Origin of the sequence: Kineococcus rugosus, from assembly GCF_050871975.1 — a bacterium.
In the GTDB taxonomy this organism is placed as follows: Bacteria; Actinomycetota; Actinomycetes; order Actinomycetales; family Kineococcaceae; genus Kineococcus.
Genome location: NZ_JBJLSJ010000047.1, coordinates 1 through 19,721, shown reverse-complemented (window position 1 = coordinate 19,721; position 19,721 = coordinate 1). Strand labels below are relative to the sequence as shown.

At 75.0% G+C, this 19,721-nt stretch carries 19 protein-coding genes; 9 read left to right on the top strand and 10 right to left on the bottom strand.

Annotated features, from left to right (window positions below; translation table 11 throughout):
* The first annotated feature begins 28 nt into the window (after positions 1-28).
* The 6 genes from yidC to ACRYM6_RS20760 all read left to right on the top strand — a co-directional run bounded on the left by yidC (position 29) and on the right by ACRYM6_RS20760 (position 5,848).
* Positions 29-1,036: a membrane protein insertase YidC gene (gene yidC / locus ACRYM6_RS20785; RefSeq protein ID WP_432544794.1), complete on the top strand. Its 1,008-nt coding sequence runs from the start codon at positions 29-31 to the stop codon at positions 1,034-1,036.
* A gap of 40 nt (positions 1,037-1,076) precedes the next feature.
* Positions 1,077-1,685 carry a Jag family protein gene (locus ACRYM6_RS20780; protein WP_432544793.1) on the top strand — a complete coding sequence of 203 codons (609 nt, stop codon included), beginning with the start codon at positions 1,077-1,079 and terminating at the stop codon, positions 1,683-1,685.
* 116 nt (positions 1,686-1,801) lie between these two features.
* Positions 1,802-2,488, top strand: a complete 687-nt coding sequence (gene rsmG / locus ACRYM6_RS20775) for a 16S rRNA (guanine(527)-N(7))-methyltransferase RsmG (RefSeq protein ID WP_432544792.1) — start codon at positions 1,802-1,804, stop codon at positions 2,486-2,488.
* Positions 2,489-2,507: 19 nt separating this feature from the next.
* On the top strand, positions 2,508-3,821 hold the full coding sequence (locus ACRYM6_RS20770; protein WP_432544791.1) for a ParA family protein: 1,314 nt from the start codon (positions 2,508-2,510) through the stop codon (positions 3,819-3,821).
* Entirely contained in the window at positions 3,818-4,978 is a 1,161-nt protein-coding gene (locus ACRYM6_RS20765) for a ParB/RepB/Spo0J family partition protein (RefSeq protein WP_432544790.1), read from the top strand. Before ACRYM6_RS20770 ends, ACRYM6_RS20765 begins: the two co-directional genes overlap by 4 nt.
* 207 nt (positions 4,979-5,185) lie before the next feature.
* Positions 5,186-5,848 (top strand): GNAT family N-acetyltransferase, encoded by a 663-nt coding sequence (locus ACRYM6_RS20760; RefSeq protein WP_432544789.1) that lies wholly within the window; start codon positions 5,186-5,188, stop codon positions 5,846-5,848.
* 78 nt (positions 5,849-5,926) lie between these two features.
* Here ACRYM6_RS20760 and trxA read toward each other — a convergent pair whose 3' ends face one another.
* The 6 genes from trxA to ACRYM6_RS20730 all read right to left on the bottom strand — a co-directional run bounded on the left by trxA (position 5,927) and on the right by ACRYM6_RS20730 (position 11,676).
* A complete protein-coding gene (trxA, locus tag ACRYM6_RS20755; RefSeq protein WP_432544788.1) occupies positions 5,927-6,256 on the bottom strand; it encodes a thioredoxin in 330 nt (109 codons plus the stop codon).
* A 16-nt stretch (positions 6,257-6,272) separates the two neighbouring features.
* Positions 6,273-7,304, bottom strand: coding sequence for a thioredoxin-disulfide reductase (gene trxB, locus ACRYM6_RS20750; RefSeq protein ID WP_432544787.1), 1,032 nt, complete (start codon positions 7,302-7,304; stop codon positions 6,273-6,275).
* A 109-nt stretch (positions 7,305-7,413) separates the two neighbouring features.
* The gene (locus ACRYM6_RS20745; RefSeq protein WP_432544786.1) at positions 7,414-8,220 is read right to left on the bottom strand and encodes a hypothetical protein; all 807 of its coding nucleotides are present in this window, start codon (positions 8,218-8,220) and stop codon (positions 7,414-7,416) included.
* A 52-nt stretch (positions 8,221-8,272) separates the two neighbouring features.
* Positions 8,273-8,869, bottom strand: a complete 597-nt coding sequence (gene sigM / locus ACRYM6_RS20740; RefSeq protein ID WP_432544785.1) for an RNA polymerase sigma factor SigM — start codon at positions 8,867-8,869, stop codon at positions 8,273-8,275.
* On the bottom strand, positions 8,866-10,407 hold the full coding sequence (locus ACRYM6_RS20735) for a protein kinase family protein (RefSeq protein ID WP_432544784.1): 1,542 nt from the start codon (positions 10,405-10,407) through the stop codon (positions 8,866-8,868). The genes sigM and ACRYM6_RS20735 overlap by 4 nt, the downstream gene beginning before the upstream one ends.
* Before the next feature lie 168 nt (positions 10,408-10,575).
* Positions 10,576-11,676: a C40 family peptidase gene (locus ACRYM6_RS20730; protein ID WP_432544783.1), complete on the bottom strand. Its 1,101-nt coding sequence runs from the start codon at positions 11,674-11,676 to the stop codon at positions 10,576-10,578.
* Positions 11,677-11,766: 90 nt separating this feature from the next.
* Here ACRYM6_RS20730 and murJ point away from each other — a divergent pair, with 90 nt between their 5' ends.
* Positions 11,767-13,428 carry a murein biosynthesis integral membrane protein MurJ gene (murJ, locus tag ACRYM6_RS20725; RefSeq protein ID WP_432544782.1) on the top strand — a complete coding sequence of 554 codons (1,662 nt, stop codon included), beginning with the start codon at positions 11,767-11,769 and terminating at the stop codon, positions 13,426-13,428.
* Here the strand turns inward: murJ and ACRYM6_RS20720 are convergent.
* The gene (locus tag ACRYM6_RS20720; RefSeq protein ID WP_432544781.1) at positions 13,396-15,576 is read right to left on the bottom strand and encodes a DUF6049 family protein; all 2,181 of its coding nucleotides are present in this window, start codon (positions 15,574-15,576) and stop codon (positions 13,396-13,398) included. The genes murJ and ACRYM6_RS20720 overlap by 33 nt on opposite strands.
* Positions 15,573-16,049 (bottom strand): NUDIX hydrolase, encoded by a 477-nt coding sequence (locus tag ACRYM6_RS20715; RefSeq protein WP_432544780.1) that lies wholly within the window; start codon positions 16,047-16,049, stop codon positions 15,573-15,575. Before ACRYM6_RS20715 ends, ACRYM6_RS20720 begins: the two co-directional genes overlap by 4 nt.
* 32 nt (positions 16,050-16,081) lie before the next feature.
* Here ACRYM6_RS20715 and ACRYM6_RS20710 point away from each other — a divergent pair, with 32 nt between their 5' ends.
* The gene (locus tag ACRYM6_RS20710) at positions 16,082-17,584 is read left to right on the top strand and encodes a CCA tRNA nucleotidyltransferase (RefSeq protein ID WP_432544779.1); all 1,503 of its coding nucleotides are present in this window, start codon (positions 16,082-16,084) and stop codon (positions 17,582-17,584) included.
* A 19-nt stretch (positions 17,585-17,603) separates the two neighbouring features.
* On the opposite strand, the gene ACRYM6_RS20705 is transcribed toward ACRYM6_RS20710, so the two are convergent.
* Positions 17,604-18,254 (bottom strand): PilZ domain-containing protein, encoded by a 651-nt coding sequence (locus ACRYM6_RS20705; protein WP_432544778.1) that lies wholly within the window; start codon positions 18,252-18,254, stop codon positions 17,604-17,606.
* Positions 18,255-18,373: 119 nt separating this feature from the next.
* A complete protein-coding gene (locus tag ACRYM6_RS20700; RefSeq protein WP_432544777.1) occupies positions 18,374-18,985 on the bottom strand; it encodes a VOC family protein in 612 nt (203 codons plus the stop codon).
* A 20-nt stretch (positions 18,986-19,005) separates the two neighbouring features.
* Here ACRYM6_RS20700 and ACRYM6_RS20695 point away from each other — a divergent pair, with 20 nt between their 5' ends.
* Positions 19,006-19,593, top strand: coding sequence for a hypothetical protein (locus ACRYM6_RS20695; RefSeq protein ID WP_432544776.1), 588 nt, complete (start codon positions 19,006-19,008; stop codon positions 19,591-19,593).
* Positions 19,594-19,721 lie beyond the last annotated feature (128 nt).

The window sequence follows — 19,721 nt, the reverse complement described above, 5'->3', positions numbered from 1 at the left end:
AGACCCCTGTGAGAGGACACACCGCCCCATGATCGACTTCTTCTACGACCTCCTCCATCCCATCCAGTGGGTGGTCGCATGGATCATGGTGCGATTCCACGACCTGTTCACGTGGATCGGCCTGGACCCCGCCGGCGGCGCCGCGTGGTCGCTGTCGATCGTCGGCCTCGTGGTCGTCATCCGCATCCTGCTGATCCCGCTGTTCGTCAAGCAGATCAAGGCCATGCGCGGGATGCAGGTCATCCAGCCCGAGATGCGCAAGATCCAACAGAAGTACAAGGGCAAGAACGACCCGGCGTCCCGCCAGGCCATGCAGCAGGAGATGATGTCGCTCTACCGCACGTCGGGGACGAACCCGATGGCGAGCTGCCTGCCGATCCTGCTCCAGTCCCCCATCTTCCTGGCGCTGTTCCACACCCTCAACGGCATCGCCCAGGAGAAGACGGTCGGGCCGCTCAACGAGGAACTCGTGAAGCAGGCCGACGCCGCCACGATCTTCGGCGCCCAGCTGTCGGACGTCTTCATGCGCTCCTGGGGCTCGGGCAACTGGAACGCGATCATCCTGACCGCGGTCATGATCGTTCTGATGTCCGCGTCGCAGTTCGTGACGCAGAAGCAGCTCATGGCGAAGAACACCTCGTCGGCGTCGATGGAGGGCAACCCCTTCGCGCAGCAGCAGAAGCTGATGCTCTACATCCTGCCGATCATCTTCGCCGTCTCCGGGGTCAACTTCCCGATCGGTGTCCTCCTGTACTGGCTGACCACGAACGTGTGGTCCATGGGTCAGCAGTTCTTCGTCATCCGCCGCATGCCGAACCCCGGCTCCCTCGCCGAGAAGGAGCTGCAGGAGCGCCGCGCGCGCCGCGCCGCCCGGCGCGGGCAGGTCTTGACGACCGACACCGGCACCACCCCGGCTGCCGCGGAGCACACCACGGCGGCCCCGGTCCGCCGTCAGCGCCAGCAGCCCAAGCGCGGTGGGAACCGCGGACAGCGTCGACCCGGCAGCTCGAAGTCGAGCCAGGGCCCGAACCGCTGACTCGTAGCCAGCTCCACCGCCACACCAGCCAGGAGGACGTGTGAACGACACGACGGACGCTGTCGAGACCCCCTCGGTCGACACCGAGGGCGCCGACGCGACGCCGACCGAGGAGCCCCGCCGCAAGGGGGGCGCCAAGTCGCGACTCGAGGAGGAGGGCGACATCGCCGCCGACTACCTCGAGGAGCTGCTCGACATCACCGACCTCGACGGTGACATCGACATCGACATCGAGAACGGCCGTGCATCGGTCGCGATCGTGGCCGACGAGGCCGGTACGCCCGCGCTGTCGCGCCTGGTGGGCCCGGACGGTGAGGTGCTCGACGCGCTCCAGGAGCTGACCCGGCTGGCCGTGCAGGCGCAGACCGGGGACCGGACGCGGCTGATGCTGGATGTCGCCGGTCACCGCTCGACCAAGCGCGGCGCCCTGGTGCGCCTCGCGCACGAGGTGGTCGCGCGCGTCAAGGCCAGCGGAACCGCCGAGCGCCTCGACCCGATGCCTGCGTTCGAGCGCAAGGTCGTGCACGACGCCGTGGCGGCGGCGGGCCTGGACAGCGAGTCGGAGGGCGAGGAGCCACGTCGCCGCGTGGTCGTCCTCCCGACCGCCACGACGAGCGATGAGGCCGATCCCCAGGCCGCCGACGAGTGAGCTGACCCTCCGCCCCCGGCCGATAGGGTGACGGGGTGTCGGATGATGTGCCTGAGGGCGACGGTGTTCCACGTGAAACACCGTCGCCCTTCGTCGTTCCTGGGGACGCCCCTGAGGTGCCCCACGAAGAGATCGCCCGCGTGTTCGGGGCTCGAGCCGAACGGGCTGCGGTGTACCACGACCTGCTGGCCGGGGCCGGTGTCGAGCGTGGGCTGATCGGTCCGCGAGAGGTTCCCCGTCTGTGGGACCGGCACCTGCTGAACTGCGCCTACCTGGGCGAGGTCATCGAGCAGGGGTCCTCGGTCATCGACATCGGTTCTGGCGCCGGCCTGCCGGGCATTCCGCTGGCGCTGGCGCGGCCGGACGTCCAGGTGCGCCTCGTGGAGCCGCTGGAGCGCCGTTACAGCTTCCTGCGCGAGGCCGTCGTCGAACTCGGCCTGCGGGACCAGGTGGCCGTGGCTCGGGGCCGGGCTGAGGACGTGCGGGGTGAGTTCTCGGCCTCGGTGGTGACCGCCCGTGCTGTCGCGCCGCTGGCGACGCTGTACGGCTGGGCGCTGCCCCTGGTGGTCACCGGTGGGCACCTGATCGCCATCAAGGGGCGGAGTGCCTCCGACGAGATCGCTGCTGCAGCGGCGACACTGGAGCACATGGGGATCGTGGAGACTCCAGAAGTACTGCGCGTCGGACCGGACGAGGAGTCCGGCACGACGGTGGTGCGCGTAGCTCGCGGGCACGGCCCGCTGCGGTCCGCCACCGCACCCGCCACTCAGAAGCGTCGGGCGCCGCGAAACCGGCGTCGATGACCAAGGAAGGAAGCGCAGCGTGAGTCAGCTCGGCTGGTTCGGACGACCTGCCTCGGGAGGCCACGGGCAGTTGGGTTGGTTCGCCGCTCATCCCCTCCCGGACGTTTCACGTGAAACGGACGATCAGGTAGACGACGTAGCGGAGGACGTTTCACGTGAAACGTCGACTGCGCCGGTACTCACCGTCGTTCCTCAGGAGGCCCAGCTGACTGAACCGATCGACGAAGCGCCGACAGAGCCTGAGGTCGTTTCACGTGAAACGCTCGCCCCGGTGGTGGAGCTGCACGACAGCTCGCGCAGTGAAGAGCCGGTCAGCTCGGAGGACGCCACGCTGATCGACGCGCTCGACGACGAGCCCTTCGTTCCACGTGAAACATCGAGCCCTCGAGTGGTGGAGCGCTTCCCGCTGCCCACCGAGACGCGCATCATGACCATCGCCAACCAGAAGGGCGGGGTCGGCAAGACCACAACGGCGGTGAACCTGGCGTCCGCGCTCGCTGCGGCCGGCCTCAAGGTCGTCGTGCTGGACTTGGACCCGCAGGGCAACGCGTCGACGGCTCTGGGGGTCGACCACCACTCGGGCGTGCCCGGGATGTACGAAGTGCTGGTGGAAGGCCGCCCGCTGGCCGAGGTCATCCAGCAGTGCGCCGAGGCGCCGGACCTGTGGTGCGCCCCGGCGACGGTGGACCTCGCCGGGGCTGAGATCGAGCTCGTCTCGATGGTCGCGCGGGAGTCGCGCCTCCAGCGAGCGGTGGCGAAGTACTTCAAGGCGCTGAAGCAGGCCGGCGAACGCCGGGTGGACTACGTGCTCATCGACTGCCCGCCGAGCCTTGGACTGCTGACGATCAACGCCTTCGTCGCGGCCCCGGAGGTCCTCATCCCCATCCAGTGCGAGTACTACGCGCTGGAGGGGCTGAGCCAGCTGCTGTCGAACATCGAGCTGATCCAGGAGCACCTGAACCCGGATCTCGCCGTGACCACGATCCTCCTCACCATGTACGACGGGCGGACCCGCCTGGCCGCCCAGGTCGTGGAGGAGGTCCGTCACCACTTCGGCGAGCAGGTCCTGCGGTCGCTGGTACCGCGGTCGGTGCGCATCTCGGAGGCCCCGAGCCACGGGCAGACGGTCATGACCTACGACCCGTCGTCCTCGGGGGCCCGCGCATACCTCGAAGCCGCTCGGGAGATGGCTCAGCGTGGCGTTCACGAGGAGCTCGTGGCGGCGGGGGATGCTGGCGTCGGTGCGCCGCCCGCCGTGGCGGACCCCTGGGCGCGTTGGACGGACGGCCGGGTGACACGACGCGGGATCGCGTCGAAGGAGGGTGAAGCGTGAGCGACAAGCGACGTGGTCTCGGTCGAGGGCTCGGTGCCCTGATCCCCAGCGGGGGCCCGGCGACCACTCCGGCGAACCGGGCCGGGGCGGGCACGGCGACCATCCCGCCCGCCATGCGCCCGGCGGCGCGACCTGTCGACCTGTTCTTCGACCAGCGGCCCGCTCCGACGCCGCTCGCGGACGACGCTGACGCGGTCGAGCAGGAGACCGTCGAGAGCCCGGACCGCGAGGAGCGGATCGGGGACCTCGCCGTCGTCATCGCGGACACCGAGCAGGACGGCCCCGTCGAGCCTCCCGCGACCGAGGAGGTGGCCGTCGCCCAGCCGGCCCCGGACGGGCTGCTGGACGTCCCGGGCGCGCGGTTCGCGGAGATCCCCGTCACGTCCATCACGCCCAACCCCCGCCAGCCGCGCACCGTCTTCGACGAGGACGACCTGGCTGAGCTCGTCCACTCGGTGCGCGAGATCGGGGTGCTCCAGCCGATCGTGGTGCGCCCGATCGCTGCGGCCGAGGACGGTGCGGCGCGTTTCGAGCTGGTCATGGGCGAGCGTCGCTGGCGCGCCACCACCGAAGCCGGGCTCGACACGATCCCGGCCATCGTGCGGGAGACGACCGACGACGACCTGCTGCGGGACGCGCTGCTGGAGAACCTGCACCGCAGCCAGCTGAACCCGCTGGAGGAGGCCGCCGCCTACCAGCAGCTGCTGGAGGACTTCGGCTGCACCCACGAGGAGCTGGCGTCGCGGATCGGCCGCTCCCGGCCGCAGATCAGCAACACGCTGCGCCTCATGAAGCTCCCCCCGCTGGTGCAGCGTCGGGTGGCCGCCGGAGTCCTCAGCGCCGGCCACGCCCGCGCGCTGCTGTCTCTGGAGGACGGCGCCGCCATGGAGCGCCTGGCGCAGCGGGTCGTCGCGGAAGGGCTGTCGGTCCGCGCGGTCGAGGAGGTGATCGCGCTGGGGGACGCCGACACCGCTCCCCGTCGCCGGAACCCGGTCGAGCCCCAGCCCGAGCTGGAGCAGCGGGCCACCGTGCTCGCCGATCGGCTCGACACGCGCGTGAAGATCAGCATGGGCCGCACCCGCGGTCGCCTGACGGTCGACTTCGCCGGGGTCGACGACCTCGACCGCATCCTGCGCCTCCTGGAGGCCGGGAACTGACCCGCAGGAGCGCTCGGCGCGGCGGCACCTCGCCCGCGCCGAGCGCTCCCGTGGCAGGCCGCCGGACCTTCGTGAGAGGGTCGCTCCGGGTGTGGAGCGCGTCATCACCCGCCACCTAGACTGCCGGGACGCACGACGCGGGACACCGTCCTCGTCGGGCTCCGCGGAGTCGTCGAACGCTGTGCTGCTGGACGGGAGGCCGCCCTGGTGGGTCGTCGGATGGCGCCGTTGACGCTGGACACCGTGGCGGACCTGCCGAAGCAGTCGCGCCAGTGCGTGTTCTGGGAGCTCGACGCCGCGGCTGCGCAGCGCGCCGCCGAGGCGGGCTACCCGGACTTCGAGAAGGAAGCGTGGATCTCCACGGTCCTGCTGCAGTGGGGGCCGTGCGGCCGGCTCGTCTACGTCGACGACCAGCCCGTGGGGTTCGTCATGTACGCGCCGCCCGTCTACGTCCCGCAGCAGAGCCAGTTCCCGACCGCGCCCATCAGCGGTGACGCGGCGATGCTGACCACCGGGTGGATCGAGCCGGCGTTCCGCGGGGAGGGCCTGGCGCGGATGCTCCTGCAGGGGGCGGCCAAGGACCTGACCCAGCGCGGCCTGAAGGCCGTGGAGGCGTACGGCGGCGGTCCCGCCGCCGTCGGCGGGGACGGCAACAGCGACTCCGCGCACGACAGCAGCGACCCCTGCGTCCTGCCCGCGCACCTGCTGGAGTCGGTCGGGTTCACCGTCGTCCGCCCACACCACCGCTACCCGCGGCTGCGGCTGGAGCTGCGGACCGCGCTGTCGTGGCGTGAGGACGTCGAAGCGGCCCTGGAGCGTCTCCTCGGCAGCGTGCGCGTCCCCACGCTGACCGGCGTCGCCCCCGGCTGAGGCCGCCGCACCTCGTTCCGTTCCACGTGGAACGGCCGGTACCCCGAGGGGTACCGGCCGTCGTGGAGCGGTCGAACGTCAGCCGACGAACTCCGCCAGCTCCTTCAGGAGAGCGGGCTTGGGACGCGCGCCGATGATGGACTTCACGACCTCACCGCCGGAGTAGACGTTGAGCGTCGGGATCGACGTGACGCCGTACTTCGCGGCGATCCGCGGGTTCTCGTCCGTGTTCACCTTCACCACGGTGATCTTCTCGCCGTGCTCGGCGGCGATCTCCTCGAGGATCGGGGCGACCTGACGGCACGGGCCGCACCAGGGGGCCCAGAAGTCGACGAGGACGGGCTTGTCGGACTGCAGGACGTCGACGTCGAAGCTGTCGTCGGTCACGGCGGCGGTGTTCTGACTCACGGGGTTCCTCCGGTTCTCAGCGGATCTGGGGACGGTCGACGGTGTCAGCCGTCGCCACGGCGGGGTCGGTCTCCTCGCGCGACGGCTGCTCGTCGAACGCGGTGTCGGCGCGGGCCGCGAGGAACCTCTCGGCGTCCAGCGCGGCGGAGCAACCCATGCCGGCGGCGGTGATGGCCTGCATGTAGGTGTGGTCCACGACGTCACCGGCGGCGAACACGCCGGGGACGTTGGTGCGGGTGGTGCGGCCCTCGACGAGGACGAAGCCGTTCTCGTCCAGGTCGACCTGACCCTTGACGAGGTCGGTGCGCGGCTCGTGGCCGACGGCGATGAACAGCGCCGTCGCCGCGATGTCGCGGGTCTCGCCGGTCACGGTGTCGCGCAGCGTCAGGCCCTCCACCTTGTTCTCGCCCTGGATGGCGACGACCTCGGAGTTCCACGCGAACGAGATCTTCTCGTTGTCGTGGGCCCGCTTGGCCATGATGCGCGAGGCGCGCAGCTCGTCGCGGCGGTGGACGATCGTCACCGACCGGGCGAAGCGCGTCAGGAACGTCGCCTCCTCCACGGCGGAGTCGCCGCCGCCGACCACGACGATGTCCTGCTCGCGGAAGAAGAAGCCGTCGCAGGTGGCGCACCAGCTGACCCCGCGGCCGGACAGCCGCTTCTCGTCGGGCAGGCCCAGCTCGCGGTAGGCCGACCCCAGGGCGAGGATCACCGCGTGGGCGCGGTAGGTCTGCCCGCCGCCGGTGGTGACCTCCTTGACGTCACCCTCGAGCCGGACGTCCACGACGTCGTCGGTGATGAGCTCGGCGCCGAACCGCTCCGCCTGCGAGCGCATGTTGTCCATCAGGTCCGGCCCCAGGATCCCCTCGGGGAAGCCGGGGAAGTTCTCGACCTCGGTGGTGTTCATCAGCGCACCGCCGGCCGTCACCGACCCCTCGAACACCAGCGGCCGCAGCTCCGCGCGGGCGGCGTAGAGCGCGGCGGTGTACCCGGCCGGGCCCGAACCCACCACGATGACGTCGCGGACCTCGCTCGTCGACTGGCTCACCTGTGCGGACCTGCTTCCCTGGATCGGTGCCGGGCCCCGCCGTCCGGGGTCCTCGCGCTGCTGACTGCTCAACCGATCGTAGGGGCCCGCTGTTCCCCGGGCCGAGGGGTCAGGAGCCCTGCGGGACCGGCACCGTGCTGAGGGCCTCGTCGCCCGGGCTGCACCCGAGCGCGACCACCACCACCTGCGCGCCGTCGGGGGTGGTGTGCACCACGAACGCCGCCGGCTGCGACCGCCAGTTCGCGATCTCGACGACCCGCACCGTGGTCGGGTCCACGCCGAGGGCGCGGGTGCAGGCCAGCGCCCGCTCGGCGTTGGGCAGCTGCGAGGGGTCGCTCGTCGCGGACCCCTCCGGCTCCGACTGCGGGGCGTTGAGCATCGTCGGCTTGCGGTCGTCCGCGCCGGTGCCGGGGGTGGCGTCGTCGGCCGCGCCGGTGCCGGAGCTCGCGTCGGTGCCCTCCTCGGGCGTGAGGGACTCCTCGCCGAGGTCCTGGACGGCGGCGACGTCGGTGTAGTCGGTGCCGCTGAGCAGCACCCGCGCCGCCGGCGGGACCGCCTCGCTCGCCGCGGGCGAACCGGCCGCGGAGTCGGCGCCCGCGCCACCGCCCGCGCTCGACGAGGAGGACGTCCCGGACCCGTCGTCCAGGGCGAGGTGCAGCGCGCCCCCGCCCACCACGACGGCCGCGGCGGCCGCGGCCACCAGCCGGGGCAGGCGCCGCGACCAGCGCCGGCGCGCGGACAGCGAGGCCACCGTCGCCCCCGGTGCCGGGCGGTCCCCGGCCCGGGCGTCGGCGAGCGCGGCGTCCAGGCGCGCCACCACGTCGGCGGGCATCGGCCCGACGTCGGCCGCCCCGCGCAGCAGGTCGCGGACGTGCCGCTCCTGCGCGCTGAGCTCCTCGTCGTCGAACTCACTCACTCGGAACCCGCCTCCCTCCAGCACGACCGGGGACTACGACGCGCCCGGCCGCTCACCGGTTCCCCGCCGGTCCCAGGAGCGCGGCCAGCGCCACCCGTCCGCGCGAGCACCGCGACTTCACGGTCCCGACCGCCACCCCGAGGATCGCGGCGGCCTCGCTGACCGGGACGTCGTACATGTCGACCAGCACCAGAGCGGCGCGCTGGGCCTCGGGCAGCCGCGCCAGCGCGGCCGTCACGTCCAGCTGCGCCTCGACGTGCGGGGTGGCGTCGTCGACCACGGCGAGCGCGGCCCCGGTGCGCAGGCCGTCCTCGCCCGGCCCGACCTCCTCCTCCAGCGGCCGCGTCGGGCGGACGGCCCGGCGCCGGGCCCGGTCCAGGCAGGCGTTGACGACGATCCGGTGCAGCCACGTCGTCACCGCGGACTCGCCGCGGAACCGGTCCGCGGCGCGCAGGGCCGAGACGAGGGCGTCCTGCACGGCGTCGGCGGCCTCCTCGCGGTCGCCCGCGGTGCGCAGCGCCACCGCCCACAACCGGTCGCGGTGCCGGCGCACGACCTCCCCGAACGCCTCCGGGTCGCCCGCGACGTGCGCGGCGACGAGCTCGGCGTCCGAGCGGGGATCGGTACCGGGCGCGCCCGACCCGGTCACGTGACCGGCGTCCCGGTGACGGCGATCGCGGCGACCGAGGCCCGGAAGACCCCCTCGGTCGTCGGCAGCTCGTCGAACCACACCGCGAGGTACCGAGCCCGCACCGGCTGGGCCGGGGTGAGCGCCTGCTGCCCGCCCACCGGCGCCGACGCGACGGACTGCCACCCGTCCGGGGTCGCCCCCGGAGCGGCCAGCAACCGCATCGCCCCGCCCTCACCGCCGCTGGTCAGCGCCACCGAGGTGACGTCGGCCGGGGCCCCGAGGTCCAGGAGCAGGCCGATGCCGTCCTTCAGCCCGCCGAACGCCGCCGAGTTGTACCGCTGGCTCTCCCACGCGGTGCCCGGGTCCCCGTCGACCGCCCGGGGGGCCGTCTCGGACGACTCCCCGCCGTCGCCCTGCGGGTCCAGCGCCGAGACCGCGGTCACCGGCAGCGCCACCGGCGTCGCGGGGGCGGGCGGTGCCGGGGCGGGAGCGGGGACGGCCGCCGTCGCGGGAGCGGACGCGGTCGCCGACGGCGACGCGGACGCACCCGCCAGGCCGGCGCCGGGCACGTCGATGCGGCTCAGCTGCCACAGCGCCAGCACGAGGCCGACCACGACGACCCCGCCCACCAGGCCCAGCACGAAGCGCGAGTCGTCGCGCGGGGGACGGGCCGTGGAGTGCGGGCGCGTGAAGGGGACGGGGGGCTCGGACTCCGGCACGACCTCGTCGCGGTTCTTCAGCCGGCCGCGCACGGCGGCGGTGGCGGCCTCCCCGCGCATCCGCCGCAGCGTCTCGTCCCACGCGTCCATCGACCACGGCGCCAGCTGCAGGGCCAGCTCGGCGGGGTCCCGCGGGCCGTCCTCGTGCGGGCCGAACGTCACGACGCACAGCGTGTCGAGGTCGTTGGGCACGTCGGGGCGGACGTCCTTGGGCGGCAGCGGACGCCCCTCACCGGCCGGGGCCGGCGGCAGCCCCGGGTGCGGCGCCAGGCCCTCCAGCTGCGGCCAGCGCGCCACCAGGCCGGCGTACACGAGCGCCACCAGGGCCACGGCGTCGGCGCGGTTGGCCAGCGCCGCCGCGCGGGCCGGCGAGACCGCTGGCGGGTCCGGGTCCAGGGCCGCCTCCACGCCGACCCCGCGGACGCGCACGACGCCGTCGGGCCCGAGCAGGACGTCGTCGGGGGTCAGGCGGGTGTGGTGCAGGCCCCGGCGGGCGGCGACGTCCAGCGCGGTCGCGACCTCGCCGACGAGGGCCCGGATCGCGGGGGGCCGCAGGGGACCGGACCGCAGCAGCTCGGTCAGCGACGCCCCGACCACGGCCTCCTCCACGACGTACACCGTCGCCGTGGCGCCGTCCCCGGCGTCGGTCCCGGCGTCGAGGATGCGCGGGATGCGGGGGTCGTTGAGCATCGCCGCGCGCCGCGCGGCGTCCAGGAACTCCTCCGCGCGCGGGTCGGACGCGTCCAGCACCCGCACCCGCACCGGCCGGTCCAGCGTGAGGTCGCGGCCGGCGTAGTCCCTCGGCCCCGCCCGGTCCCCGTCGTCACCACGGGCCACGGACAGCTCACGATCGAGGACGTACCGGTCGGCGACGAGCTGCTCACCCGTGCTGCGGCCTGCCCCGTCCAGACCAACCCCCCGAAGTCGTGTTCGCGCGCCTGCGTGTCGCCCCCATGCTAGGGCGCTCACCGCGCGTGACGGTCCGACGCGCGCGGGGCGCGGGGGTCAGGCGGGCCGGACGGCGCCGAGGAGCCCGTCCATCGCGACGCCCGCCTCCCGCACCACGTCACCGGTGTGCGGGGCGTGCAGGACCCGGCCGCCACCGAGGTACAGCGCGACGTGGTGGATCGTCGACGGGTCGTCGCCGGAGGCGTAGAACACCAGGTCACCGGGCTGCAGCCGGTCCAGCGGCACCTTCGGCAGCGCCGCGTACTGCTGGCGGGAGGTGCGGGGGACGGCCACGCCGGCCTGCCGGTACGCCCACTGCGTCAGGCCCGAGCAGTCGAACGTCGACGGGCCGGTGGCGCCCCACGCGTACGGGGCGCCCGTGCGGGTGCGGGCCGCGGCGACGGCGGCCCGCGCGGTGCCGGTGGCGTCCCCGGCGGTGCCGCCGGCGGCGTCGGCCGTCGCGGGGGCGGCGTCGGCCACCCCCGCGGCCGCGGCCCGCGCCGCGGCGGCCGCCAGCGCCGCCCGCCGGGCGTCCTCCTCCTCGCGGGCGACGGCCCGCCGGACGGCGGCGTCGGCGCCCTCCAGCAGGCGCTCCTGCTCGGCCAGGGCCGCCGCGACCTCCGTGCGGGCCCGCGCGGCGGCGGCCTCGGCGGCCGACTCCCGGGCGCGGACCTCCCGCAGCCTCGCCGCGGCGGCGGCCGCGGCGGCCCGGGCGTCCGCGGCCCGGGTGACGGTGGCGGCGTCCCGCGCGACGACCGCCGCGGCGAGGGAGGCGTCGCGGGCCGCCGTCGCGGCCCGGTCGAGGCGGCCCGGGGCGAGGGCCCCGAGCCCCGCCGGCAGCGACGGGCCGGCCATGTAGAGCGCCCGGACCCGGCGGGTGGCGTCCGCGCCGGCCCGGCCGCTGGTGCCCGCCGCGGCGTCCAGCGCGGTCTGCGCCCGGACCTCCTCGGTGGCGGCCGCGGCGGCCTCCTCGACGGCGGTGCCGTACGCCTCCGTCGCCACCGACTGCTGCACCCGCAGCTCCGCGACGCGGGTGCGCAGCGCGTCGGCCCGGGCGGCGAGCGTCCCGCCGGCGGGGTCGGCGTGGGCGGCCGTCGCGGGCGCGGCGAGCAGGAGGGTCAGCACCCCCGTGGACAGCACCCGGCCGACGTCCCGCACAGCAGGTGGGTCGTCACCGCGTGTGAAGACCTTGACCGGACCGGGGACGCGATGACCCGTCCGGCGCACGCATCGGCCACCATCGTCGTCGTGAGCGCGACACCCGACCAGACCGTCCCGGACGAGTCCAAGGCCTCCCTGGCCCGGGCCAGCGCGCTGATGGCCAGCGGCACGCTGGTCTCACGCGTGCTGGGGTTCGCGCGCAGCGTGGTGCAGGGCGCCGCGATCGGGGGCACCGTCGAGGTCGGCGCCCAGGTCTTCGACGTCGCCAACAAGGCGCCGAACGTCTTCTACATGCTGCTGGCCGGCGGGGTGCTCAACGCCGTCCTGGTCCCGCAGATCGTGCGGGCGCTGAAGCAGCCCGACGGCGGCAAGGAGTACGTCGACCGGCTCATCACCCTGGCCCTGCTCGTCATGGCCGTCGCGACGGCGCTGCTCACGCTCGCGGCCCCGGTCGTGGTGCGGGTCTACGCCTCGTCCTTCTCGCAGGACTGGATCGCGCTGACGACCGCGTTGGCGTTCTGGTGCCTGCCGCAGGTCTTCTTCTACGGGCTGTACACGGTGCTGGGGCAGGTGCTCAACGCCAGGGGCAGCTTCGGGCCGTTCATGTGGGCGCCGGTGCTGAACAACGTCGTCGCGATCGCCGGGCTGGCCGTCTTCATGGTCGCGGTGCCGGGGGCCGAGGACCTCGCCGCCGACGAGTGGACGCCCGGGATGGTCGCGCTGCTGGCCGGGACCGCGACGCTCGGGATCGTCGCGCAGGCGCTGGTGCTGTTCTGGCCGCTGCGCCGCATCGGCTTCCGCTACCGGCCCCGGTTCGGGTTCCGCGGGATCGGGCTGCGCAGCGCGGGCCGGGTGGCCGGGTGGACGTTCGCGGCCGTCGTGGCCGGGCAGCTCGTCTTCGTCCTCACGACGAACACCGCGACCCGCGCCGGGGACCAGCTCGCCGCGATGCGCGTGCCCGGGGCCACGGGCGCCTCCTACACGTACGCCTACCTGCTGTTCATGCTGCCGCACTCCCTGGTGGCGGTGTCGCTGGTGACGGCGCTGTTCACCCGGCTCGCCTCCGCGGCCCACGCGGGGGACACCGCCGCGGTCCGCCGCGACTTCTCCCACGGCGCCCGCACCGTCACCGTCGTGGGGGCGCTCGCCACGGCCGGGTTCGTCGCGCTCGGCCCGTGGATCGGGGCCGCGATGGTCCACGGGGGGCGGCCCATCGGGCAGGTCCTCGTCGCGATGTCGCTCGGGCTGGTCCCGTTCAGCGTGAACTACCTGGTCAGCCGCGTGTTCTACGCCTACGAGGACGCCCGGACGCCGTTCCGGGTGGCGCTGGTGAACGCGGTGATCACCGCGGCCGGCAACGTGGTCTGCTGGGTCGCGGTGCCGCCGCAGTGGACCGTCGTGGGCATCGGCGCGACCATGAGCGTCGCCAACGTCGTGGCCTGCGCGGTCGGGCTGGTGCTGCTGCGCCGGCACCTGCGGGCCCGGGACGGCCGGGGCCTGGGGGGGTACCTCCTGCTGCGCACCGCGGTCCGGGTCGGGATCATCGCGGTCGTCACCGGCGGGCTGGTGTTCGCCGGGACGCGGCTGGTGGGGCCGGTGGACTCGCAGGTCGTGAACCTCGCCGTCGTCCTCGTCGGCGGGGTGGTCGTCCTCGTCGTCTTCCTCGGCCTGTGCAAGCTGATGCGGGTGCGGGAGCTCGACGACCTCGCGGGCCCACTACGTCGCCGGCTGCCCGGGGTCCGCCGCTGAGCCGGCCCGCTCGGGCCGGGCGTCCAGGGGGGCGTGCGCGGCCTCGTCGACGCGCCGGCGCCCCTTGCGGACGGCGCGGACCACGCCGAGCACCAGCAGGCCCGCGGCGCCCCCGCCGACGACCCCGCTGATCCAGTCCTCCACGTCGGCGCGCACGTTGAGCCGGATCTCCACCGGGGAGCCGATGGTGCTGCCCGCGGGGGTCCGCAGCTGCGCCTCGACGACGACGGACCCGTTGGCCAGCGCCCGCACGGGGACGGCGACGCGCTGCTGGCTGCGGGCCGCGACGGTCTGCCGGGGCACGGCCTCCAGCTGCACCCGGGGGGTGCGGGGCTTGAGGACGAGGTCGACCTCCACGGGCACGTCGAGCTCGTTGACGACGGTGACGGGCAGCTCGCTGCGCTCGGCGGCGAGGTTGCGCACGCTGCCCGCGACGACGCCGACGCCGGCGGTGAGGGCGGTGACGGCGGCGGCGAGCTCCTCGCGCGCGGTGGGCAGCTGCCCGGTGTGCCCGCGCCAGGACACCCCGAGCAGCAGGAGGGCGGCGCGCTGCTGGGGCAGCGGCCCGGCGTCGGCGGCGGGCGGGGGCAGGGCGCTGGTGAAGTCGTCGACGGCGACGAGCTCGCGGTCCACGGCGCTGACGTGGCTGGTGGGCAGGGTCGCGCGGGCGCTCGCGGCGGTCACGGCCGGGGCGGCGCGGGGGACGTCGGGGGCGGGGGTGGCGAGCAGCTCGGACAGCGGGGCCCACGTCGCCCAGCCGGACGCCTCGACGGCGGCGACGAGCCCGGACAGCGCCTCGGCGGTCGGGGCGAAGCTGCGGGGGGCGACGACCAGCTGCCCGCGGGCGGTCCCCGGCCGTTGCAGCGTGGTGGTGGCGGCCTCGGCGACGAGCCGCTGCCGGACGAGGGCGACCTGGTCGGGGTCGGCGGCGTCGGCGAGGACGGAGGACAGGGTGCGGTCGGCGACGACGGCCTCGACGGAGGTGTCGAGCAGGTCCAGGGTCGCGCGGGCGGCCGGGGTGTAGGTCAGGTCCCCGTCGGGCGGCAGGCAGGTGTCGTCGAGGACGACCGCGGACGCCCCGCCGGAGACGCAGAGGGCGAGCAGGTCCTCGTCGGCGGCCTGGTCGGCGGGCCAGGCGACGTCGGTGCGGACGGTGGCGCCGGGGAGGGCGTCGGCGGCGCCGCGGGCGGCGGCGGTGGCGCGGGCGAGCAGGTCGGTGCCGACGGGGGCGCGGTCGAGCGCGGCGAGGTCGGGGTCGCCGTAGGGGAGCGCGAGGACGTCGCGGCCCGCGGCGGCGGCGGACAGCTCCTGGAGCCAGCCGGTGAGCGTGCGGGCCTCCTCGTCGGTGGGCTGCGGGGTGCTGGAGGCGGTGGGGTCGGGGACGGCGGGCGCGGCGTCCTGCCCGCCGTCCTGCCCGCCGTCCCGGGCGCCGACGGGGGCGCGGGTCAGGGCGGGGTCCAGCGCCCACGCCACCCGGGGGTCGGCGCTGCCGGCCACGAGGGGGCCGAGCCGTTCGGTCACGGCCCGGGCCAGGCCGGTGGCCGAGCCGTCGCGGCCGGTGACCAGCGGCAGCAGCAGGGTCAGCGGGGTGGGGGTGACGGCGACCCCGGTGGGGGCCGAGACGAGGAAGGTGCGGGCGATGCCGGTGCGGCCGGCGTCGTCGGAGACCTCCACGGCGGCCAGGTGCGCCCCGACGCCGGGGCCGAGGGAGGCGGCGGGCAGGGTCAGCTCGACCTCGGCGGAGGCGCCGGGGGCGAGGTCGCCGGTCCCGACGACGACGTCGTCCGAGCTGGCCGAGGACCGGGTGATGGAGGCGCGCTCGGAGGCGCGGGCCCACTGGTCCAGCGCGGAGCGGGCCACCGACGGCGAGCGCTGCGCCACCAGCCGGGCGGTCACGGACGTCAGCGCGCCGGTGCCGCGGTGCTCCACCCGGGCGCGCACGACGATCGTGGACCGGGCCGGGTCGTCCGCGGCGTAGGCCGAGGGGGTGACGTCGAGCAGCACGACCCGCAGCGGCAGCGCGGCGGTGGTCCCCCGGGGGACCACCGCCGCGGCCGCGGTCCCCGGGGTCAGGACGGCCGCCCCGGCGGCCAGGCCCGCCAGCAGGCCCCGACGGCTGAGGTCCGGCCCGTCGGCGCGGGCCCTCACGCCAGTTCGCCCAGGCGCAGGGTCGCCGCCGTCGCCGCCCGCCGCTCGTTGGGGAAGGCCAGCCGCGCGTCGAGCTCGCTGAAGGCGATCCACTCCACGTCGACGGCCTCGGCGTCGGGGTCGTTCTCGACGGTCAGCGTCCCGCCGACGGCCTTGAGCAGGAACAGGTGCACGACCTTGTGGATGCGCCGGCCGTCGGCGGAGAACCAGTAGTCGATGCTGCCGAGGTTCTCGACGACCTCGCCGCGGATCCCGGTCTCCTCCTCGATCTCGCGCACGGCGGCCTCCTCGAGGGTCTCCTCGCCTTCCAGGTGGCCCTTGGGCAGGCACCACTCGGCGCGCCCGGCGCGGTTGAGGCGGCAGATGACCGCGGCGCGGGGGACCCCGGTGGACAGGTCGACGACGAGCCCACCCGAGGAGGTCTCCTGCAGGGTGGGCAGCCGGCGGCGCGGCTCCCGGGCAGGCTTGACCATCGGCTCACTGTAGCCAGCGCACCCACCGACTCATGGCAGGCTTGGACCCCGTGCTGCACGAGGAGTCCCGCGAGCCCGCCCCCGCCGAACCGGCCGCCGTCCTGGAACGGGCGCTGGAGGAGGCCCGGGGCCGGGCGGTCAGCGCCCTGGAGCCCGTGATGGCGGTGCTGGTCGAGCTCGGCCGCGTCTTCGAGGGCGCCGGGTTCGAGCTGTCGCTGGTGGGGGGCCCGGTGCGCGACGCGTTCCTGGGCCGGCGCTCCTCCGACCTCGACTTCACGACGGACGCGCGCCCGGACGACACCGTCGCGCTGCTGAAGGCGTGGGGGGACACGCACTGGGAGGTCGGCCGCGACTTCGGGACCATCGGCGCGCGCAAGCGGGACGTGGTCGTCGAGGTCACGACGTACCGCTCCGAGAGCTACGACCCGGACTCGCGCAAGCCCGAGGTGTCCTACGGCGACGACCTCGTGGGGGACCTGTCCCGGCGCGACTTCACCGTCAACGCGATGGCGCTGCGCCTGCCGTCGCTGGACTTCGCCGACCCGCACGACGGGCTGACCGACCTCGCCGCGGGGGTGCTGCGCACGCCGGGCACGCCGGAGCAGTCGTTCTCCGACGACCCGCTGCGGATGATGCGCGCGGCCCGGTTCGCGGCGCAGCTGCGGCTGCGGGTGGCCCCCGAGGTCACGCGGGCGATGACGGCGATGGCCGACCGGATCGCGATCGTGTCGGCCGAGCGGGTGCGGGTGGAGCTGGAGAAGACGCTGGTGGCCGCCGACCCGGTCGCGGGGCTGCGGATCCTCGTCGACACGGGCCTGGCGGCGCACGTGCTGCCGGAGCTGCCGGCGCTGCAGCTGGAGATCGACGAGCACCACCGGCACAAGGACGTCTACGAGCACTCCCTGACGGTGCTGCAGCAGGCGATGGACCTGGAGACCGACGGCCCGGACCTGCTGCTGCGGCTGGCCGCGCTGCTGCACGACATCGGCAAGCCCCGCACGCGCCGGTTCGAGGACGGCGGCGGGGTGAGCTTCCACCACCACGAGGTCGTGGGCGCGAAGATGGTGGCGAAGCGGCTGAAGGCGCTGCGCTTCGACAACGACACGGTCAAGGCGGTGGCGCGGCTGACGGAGCTGCACCTGCGCTTCCACGGGTACGGCGACGGGGAGTGGACCGACTCGGCGGTGCGCCGGTACGTCACGGACGCCGGGCCGCTGCTGCCGCGGCTGCACCAGCTCACCCGCAGCGACTGCACGACGCGCAACGCCCGCAAGGCCAAGCGGCTGTCGGACGCCTACGACCACCTCGAGGCGCGCATCGCGGCGCTGCGCGAGCAGGAGGAGCTGGACGCGATCCGCCCCGACCTGGACGGCAACGCGATCATGCAGCTGCTGGGGATCGGGCCGTCGCGGGTGGTGGGCCGCGCCTACCAGCACCTGCTGGGGGTGCGGATGGACCGCGGCCCGCTGGGGCCGGAGGAGGCCGAGCGGGAGCTGCGGGCGTGGTGGGCGCAGCAGCCGGAGTCGCAGGGCTGACGGCGGACCCCGCCGGGGGTCAGCCCCGGTTCTGCCGGGCCAGCTCGGTGAGCACGCTGCGCTCGAGGGCCGCGGCGGCGTCCTCGTCGAGCTCGACGAACCGGACGACGGCCTCGCCGGAGGTCTGGTCGACGCGCAGGACCTCGCCGCGGGCGTGGACCTCGAGGCCGTCGCCGAGCTCGAGGGCGACCTCGACGTCGGTGTGCGCGGGCATGTCCTGGGCGCCTTCGACGCGCATGCCGGTGCGGGAGTAGTCGACGGTGCGGACGTCGGCGACGCCTTCGGCCATGGTGAGGTGCGCGGGCAGGGAGGCGGGGGCGCGGACGGCGCCGCGGCGGGTCTCGGCGGCCAGGAGCATCACGCCGGTGAGGGCGAGCTCGTCGTCGCGGTGGGCCTGGGCGACGGCCTGGAAGACGGCGTGCGGGGTGACGGAGGAGCCGTCCCCGGCGTCGGTGCTGACCCAGACGCGCTGGCCGTCGAGGGCCTCGACGGTGGTGGGGTCGGCGGTGACGTGGCTGGTGACGACGAGCCCGGCGGCGCCGGCGGTCCAGGAGCGGACGGTCGCGGTGTGCCAGGTGCCCGTCCCGTGGGACGCGGTGGGCATGAGGGTGACGGTGGTGTCGACCCCGGGTCCCTCGGTCATGAGCATGCCGCTGCGCGCGCCGTCCACGTGTTCCCCCTACGTCCTGCGATTGTGTGACCGAATGAACACGCTACGTGACGTAGCGGGGCCGCTCCACCGGAACGAGCAGACCCGCACCCCCTGACCGTCACGGACGGTCACACCCGTCACTCCGTGCGCAGCGGCCCCACGCCGTCGGCCGGCGGCGGGCCGTGCTCCTCCCACGCCGAGCGCAGCAGCTCCTCCAGGTGGTCGCGCCCCACCGCCCCCAGGTCCACCTCGACCACCCCGTCGGTGCGGATCTCGGCCAGGGTCCCGGTGAACCGCGCGATCCAGTCGCCGCCGATGCGCCGGAACGTCGTGCGGCCCTCGTCGACGAGCTCGACCACGTCCGGCAGCGACAGCGCCAGGGCCCGCAGGTCCAGCACCGTCGAGCCCGAGGACCGACCCTCCACGACCAGCTCGTACCCCGCCGGCGTCGCCAGCCGCAGCGTCCAGTCGCCCGAGGGCTGCTGGCGGGGGGCCTCCCGGACGACGACCCCGGCGGACAGCGCGGCCTCGAGCACCCCGGCGACGTCGTCCACCTCCAGCTGCCAGGACAGCCCCGGCGGCGGCACCGTCACGTCCACCGCGCGCAGGCCGAACAGGACCTGGTCGCGCTCCAGGGCCGCGAACCCGTCCTCGCGGTGCTGCACGTGGAACGACAGGGCCTCGTAGAACGCGACCTCCGCGTCGAGGTCGCGCACCGGCAGCACCGGCAGCGCGCGCAGGAACTCCATGGGGTTAGCGTCCTCCTGTGGTGTCGGTCCCCGCTCTGATCTCCGGTCGGCTGCCCCGTCGCGGGCACCGGGTGCCCGCGGCCGACCCCGTGCTGCGCGCCTACCTCAACGAGCAGCTCGCGGCCGCGACGGGCCTGGGCGAGCAGCTGCGCCGCGCCGCCACGATGGAGGTGCTCGTGGCCGAGCGCACGACCCTGCTGCGCCTGCGCCGCGAGGTCGGCGCCGACCGCGCGGCGCTGCGGGCCGCGATGCGCCGCCTCGGCGCGAGCACCGACTGGGCCGTGGTGGGGGTGAGCTGGCTGTCCGCCCACGCCGGCCGCGTCACCCCGCTGCTGCACCGGCTCCCGGTGGTGGACCGGGTGGCCGGGGCGCTGCCCGCCGCGCACCCCGCCCGGGAGGCCGTCGTCGAGGCCCTCCTGGTGCTGGAGGACGTGCTGGGCGGGCTGCACCGGCGCGCGGTCGCGGCCCGGCTGCTGGGGGACCTGGTCGCGGCCGAACGGGCCGACTGGAGCGCCGGGGTGCGCGCCCTGGCCGAGCGGGCCGAGCGCCAGCGCGACGAGGTCGAGGCCGCCCACCGCCGCTGCGCCCGGCCGCTGCTGGCGCACTAGCTGTACCCGGCCAGGACGTTGGTGACAGCGCGGCGGCTTGAACGCAGGAGGACCTCCGAGTGGGGTGTGACTTGTCGAAGGTCCACATCCACCCGGAGGTCCTCGTGGCCCACGCTAACGCCCGCACC

What these genes read in the sequence shown, in the direction of transcription:
- ACRYM6_RS20710 (WP_432544779.1), top strand. Translation starts at nt 16,082, where the DNA reads ATGGCAGGCTTGGACCCCGTGCTGCACGAGGAGTCCCGCGAGCCCGCC.
- yidC (WP_432544794.1), top strand. Translation starts at nt 29, where the DNA reads ATGATCGACTTCTTCTACGACCTCCTCCATCCCATCCAGTGGGTGGTC.
- ACRYM6_RS20700 (WP_432544777.1), bottom strand. Translation starts at nt 18,985, where the DNA reads ATGGAGTTCCTGCGCGCGCTGCCGGTGCTGCCGGTGCGCGACCTCGAC.
- ACRYM6_RS20715 (WP_432544780.1), bottom strand. Translation starts at nt 16,049, where the DNA reads ATGGTCAAGCCTGCCCGGGAGCCGCGCCGCCGGCTGCCCACCCTGCAG.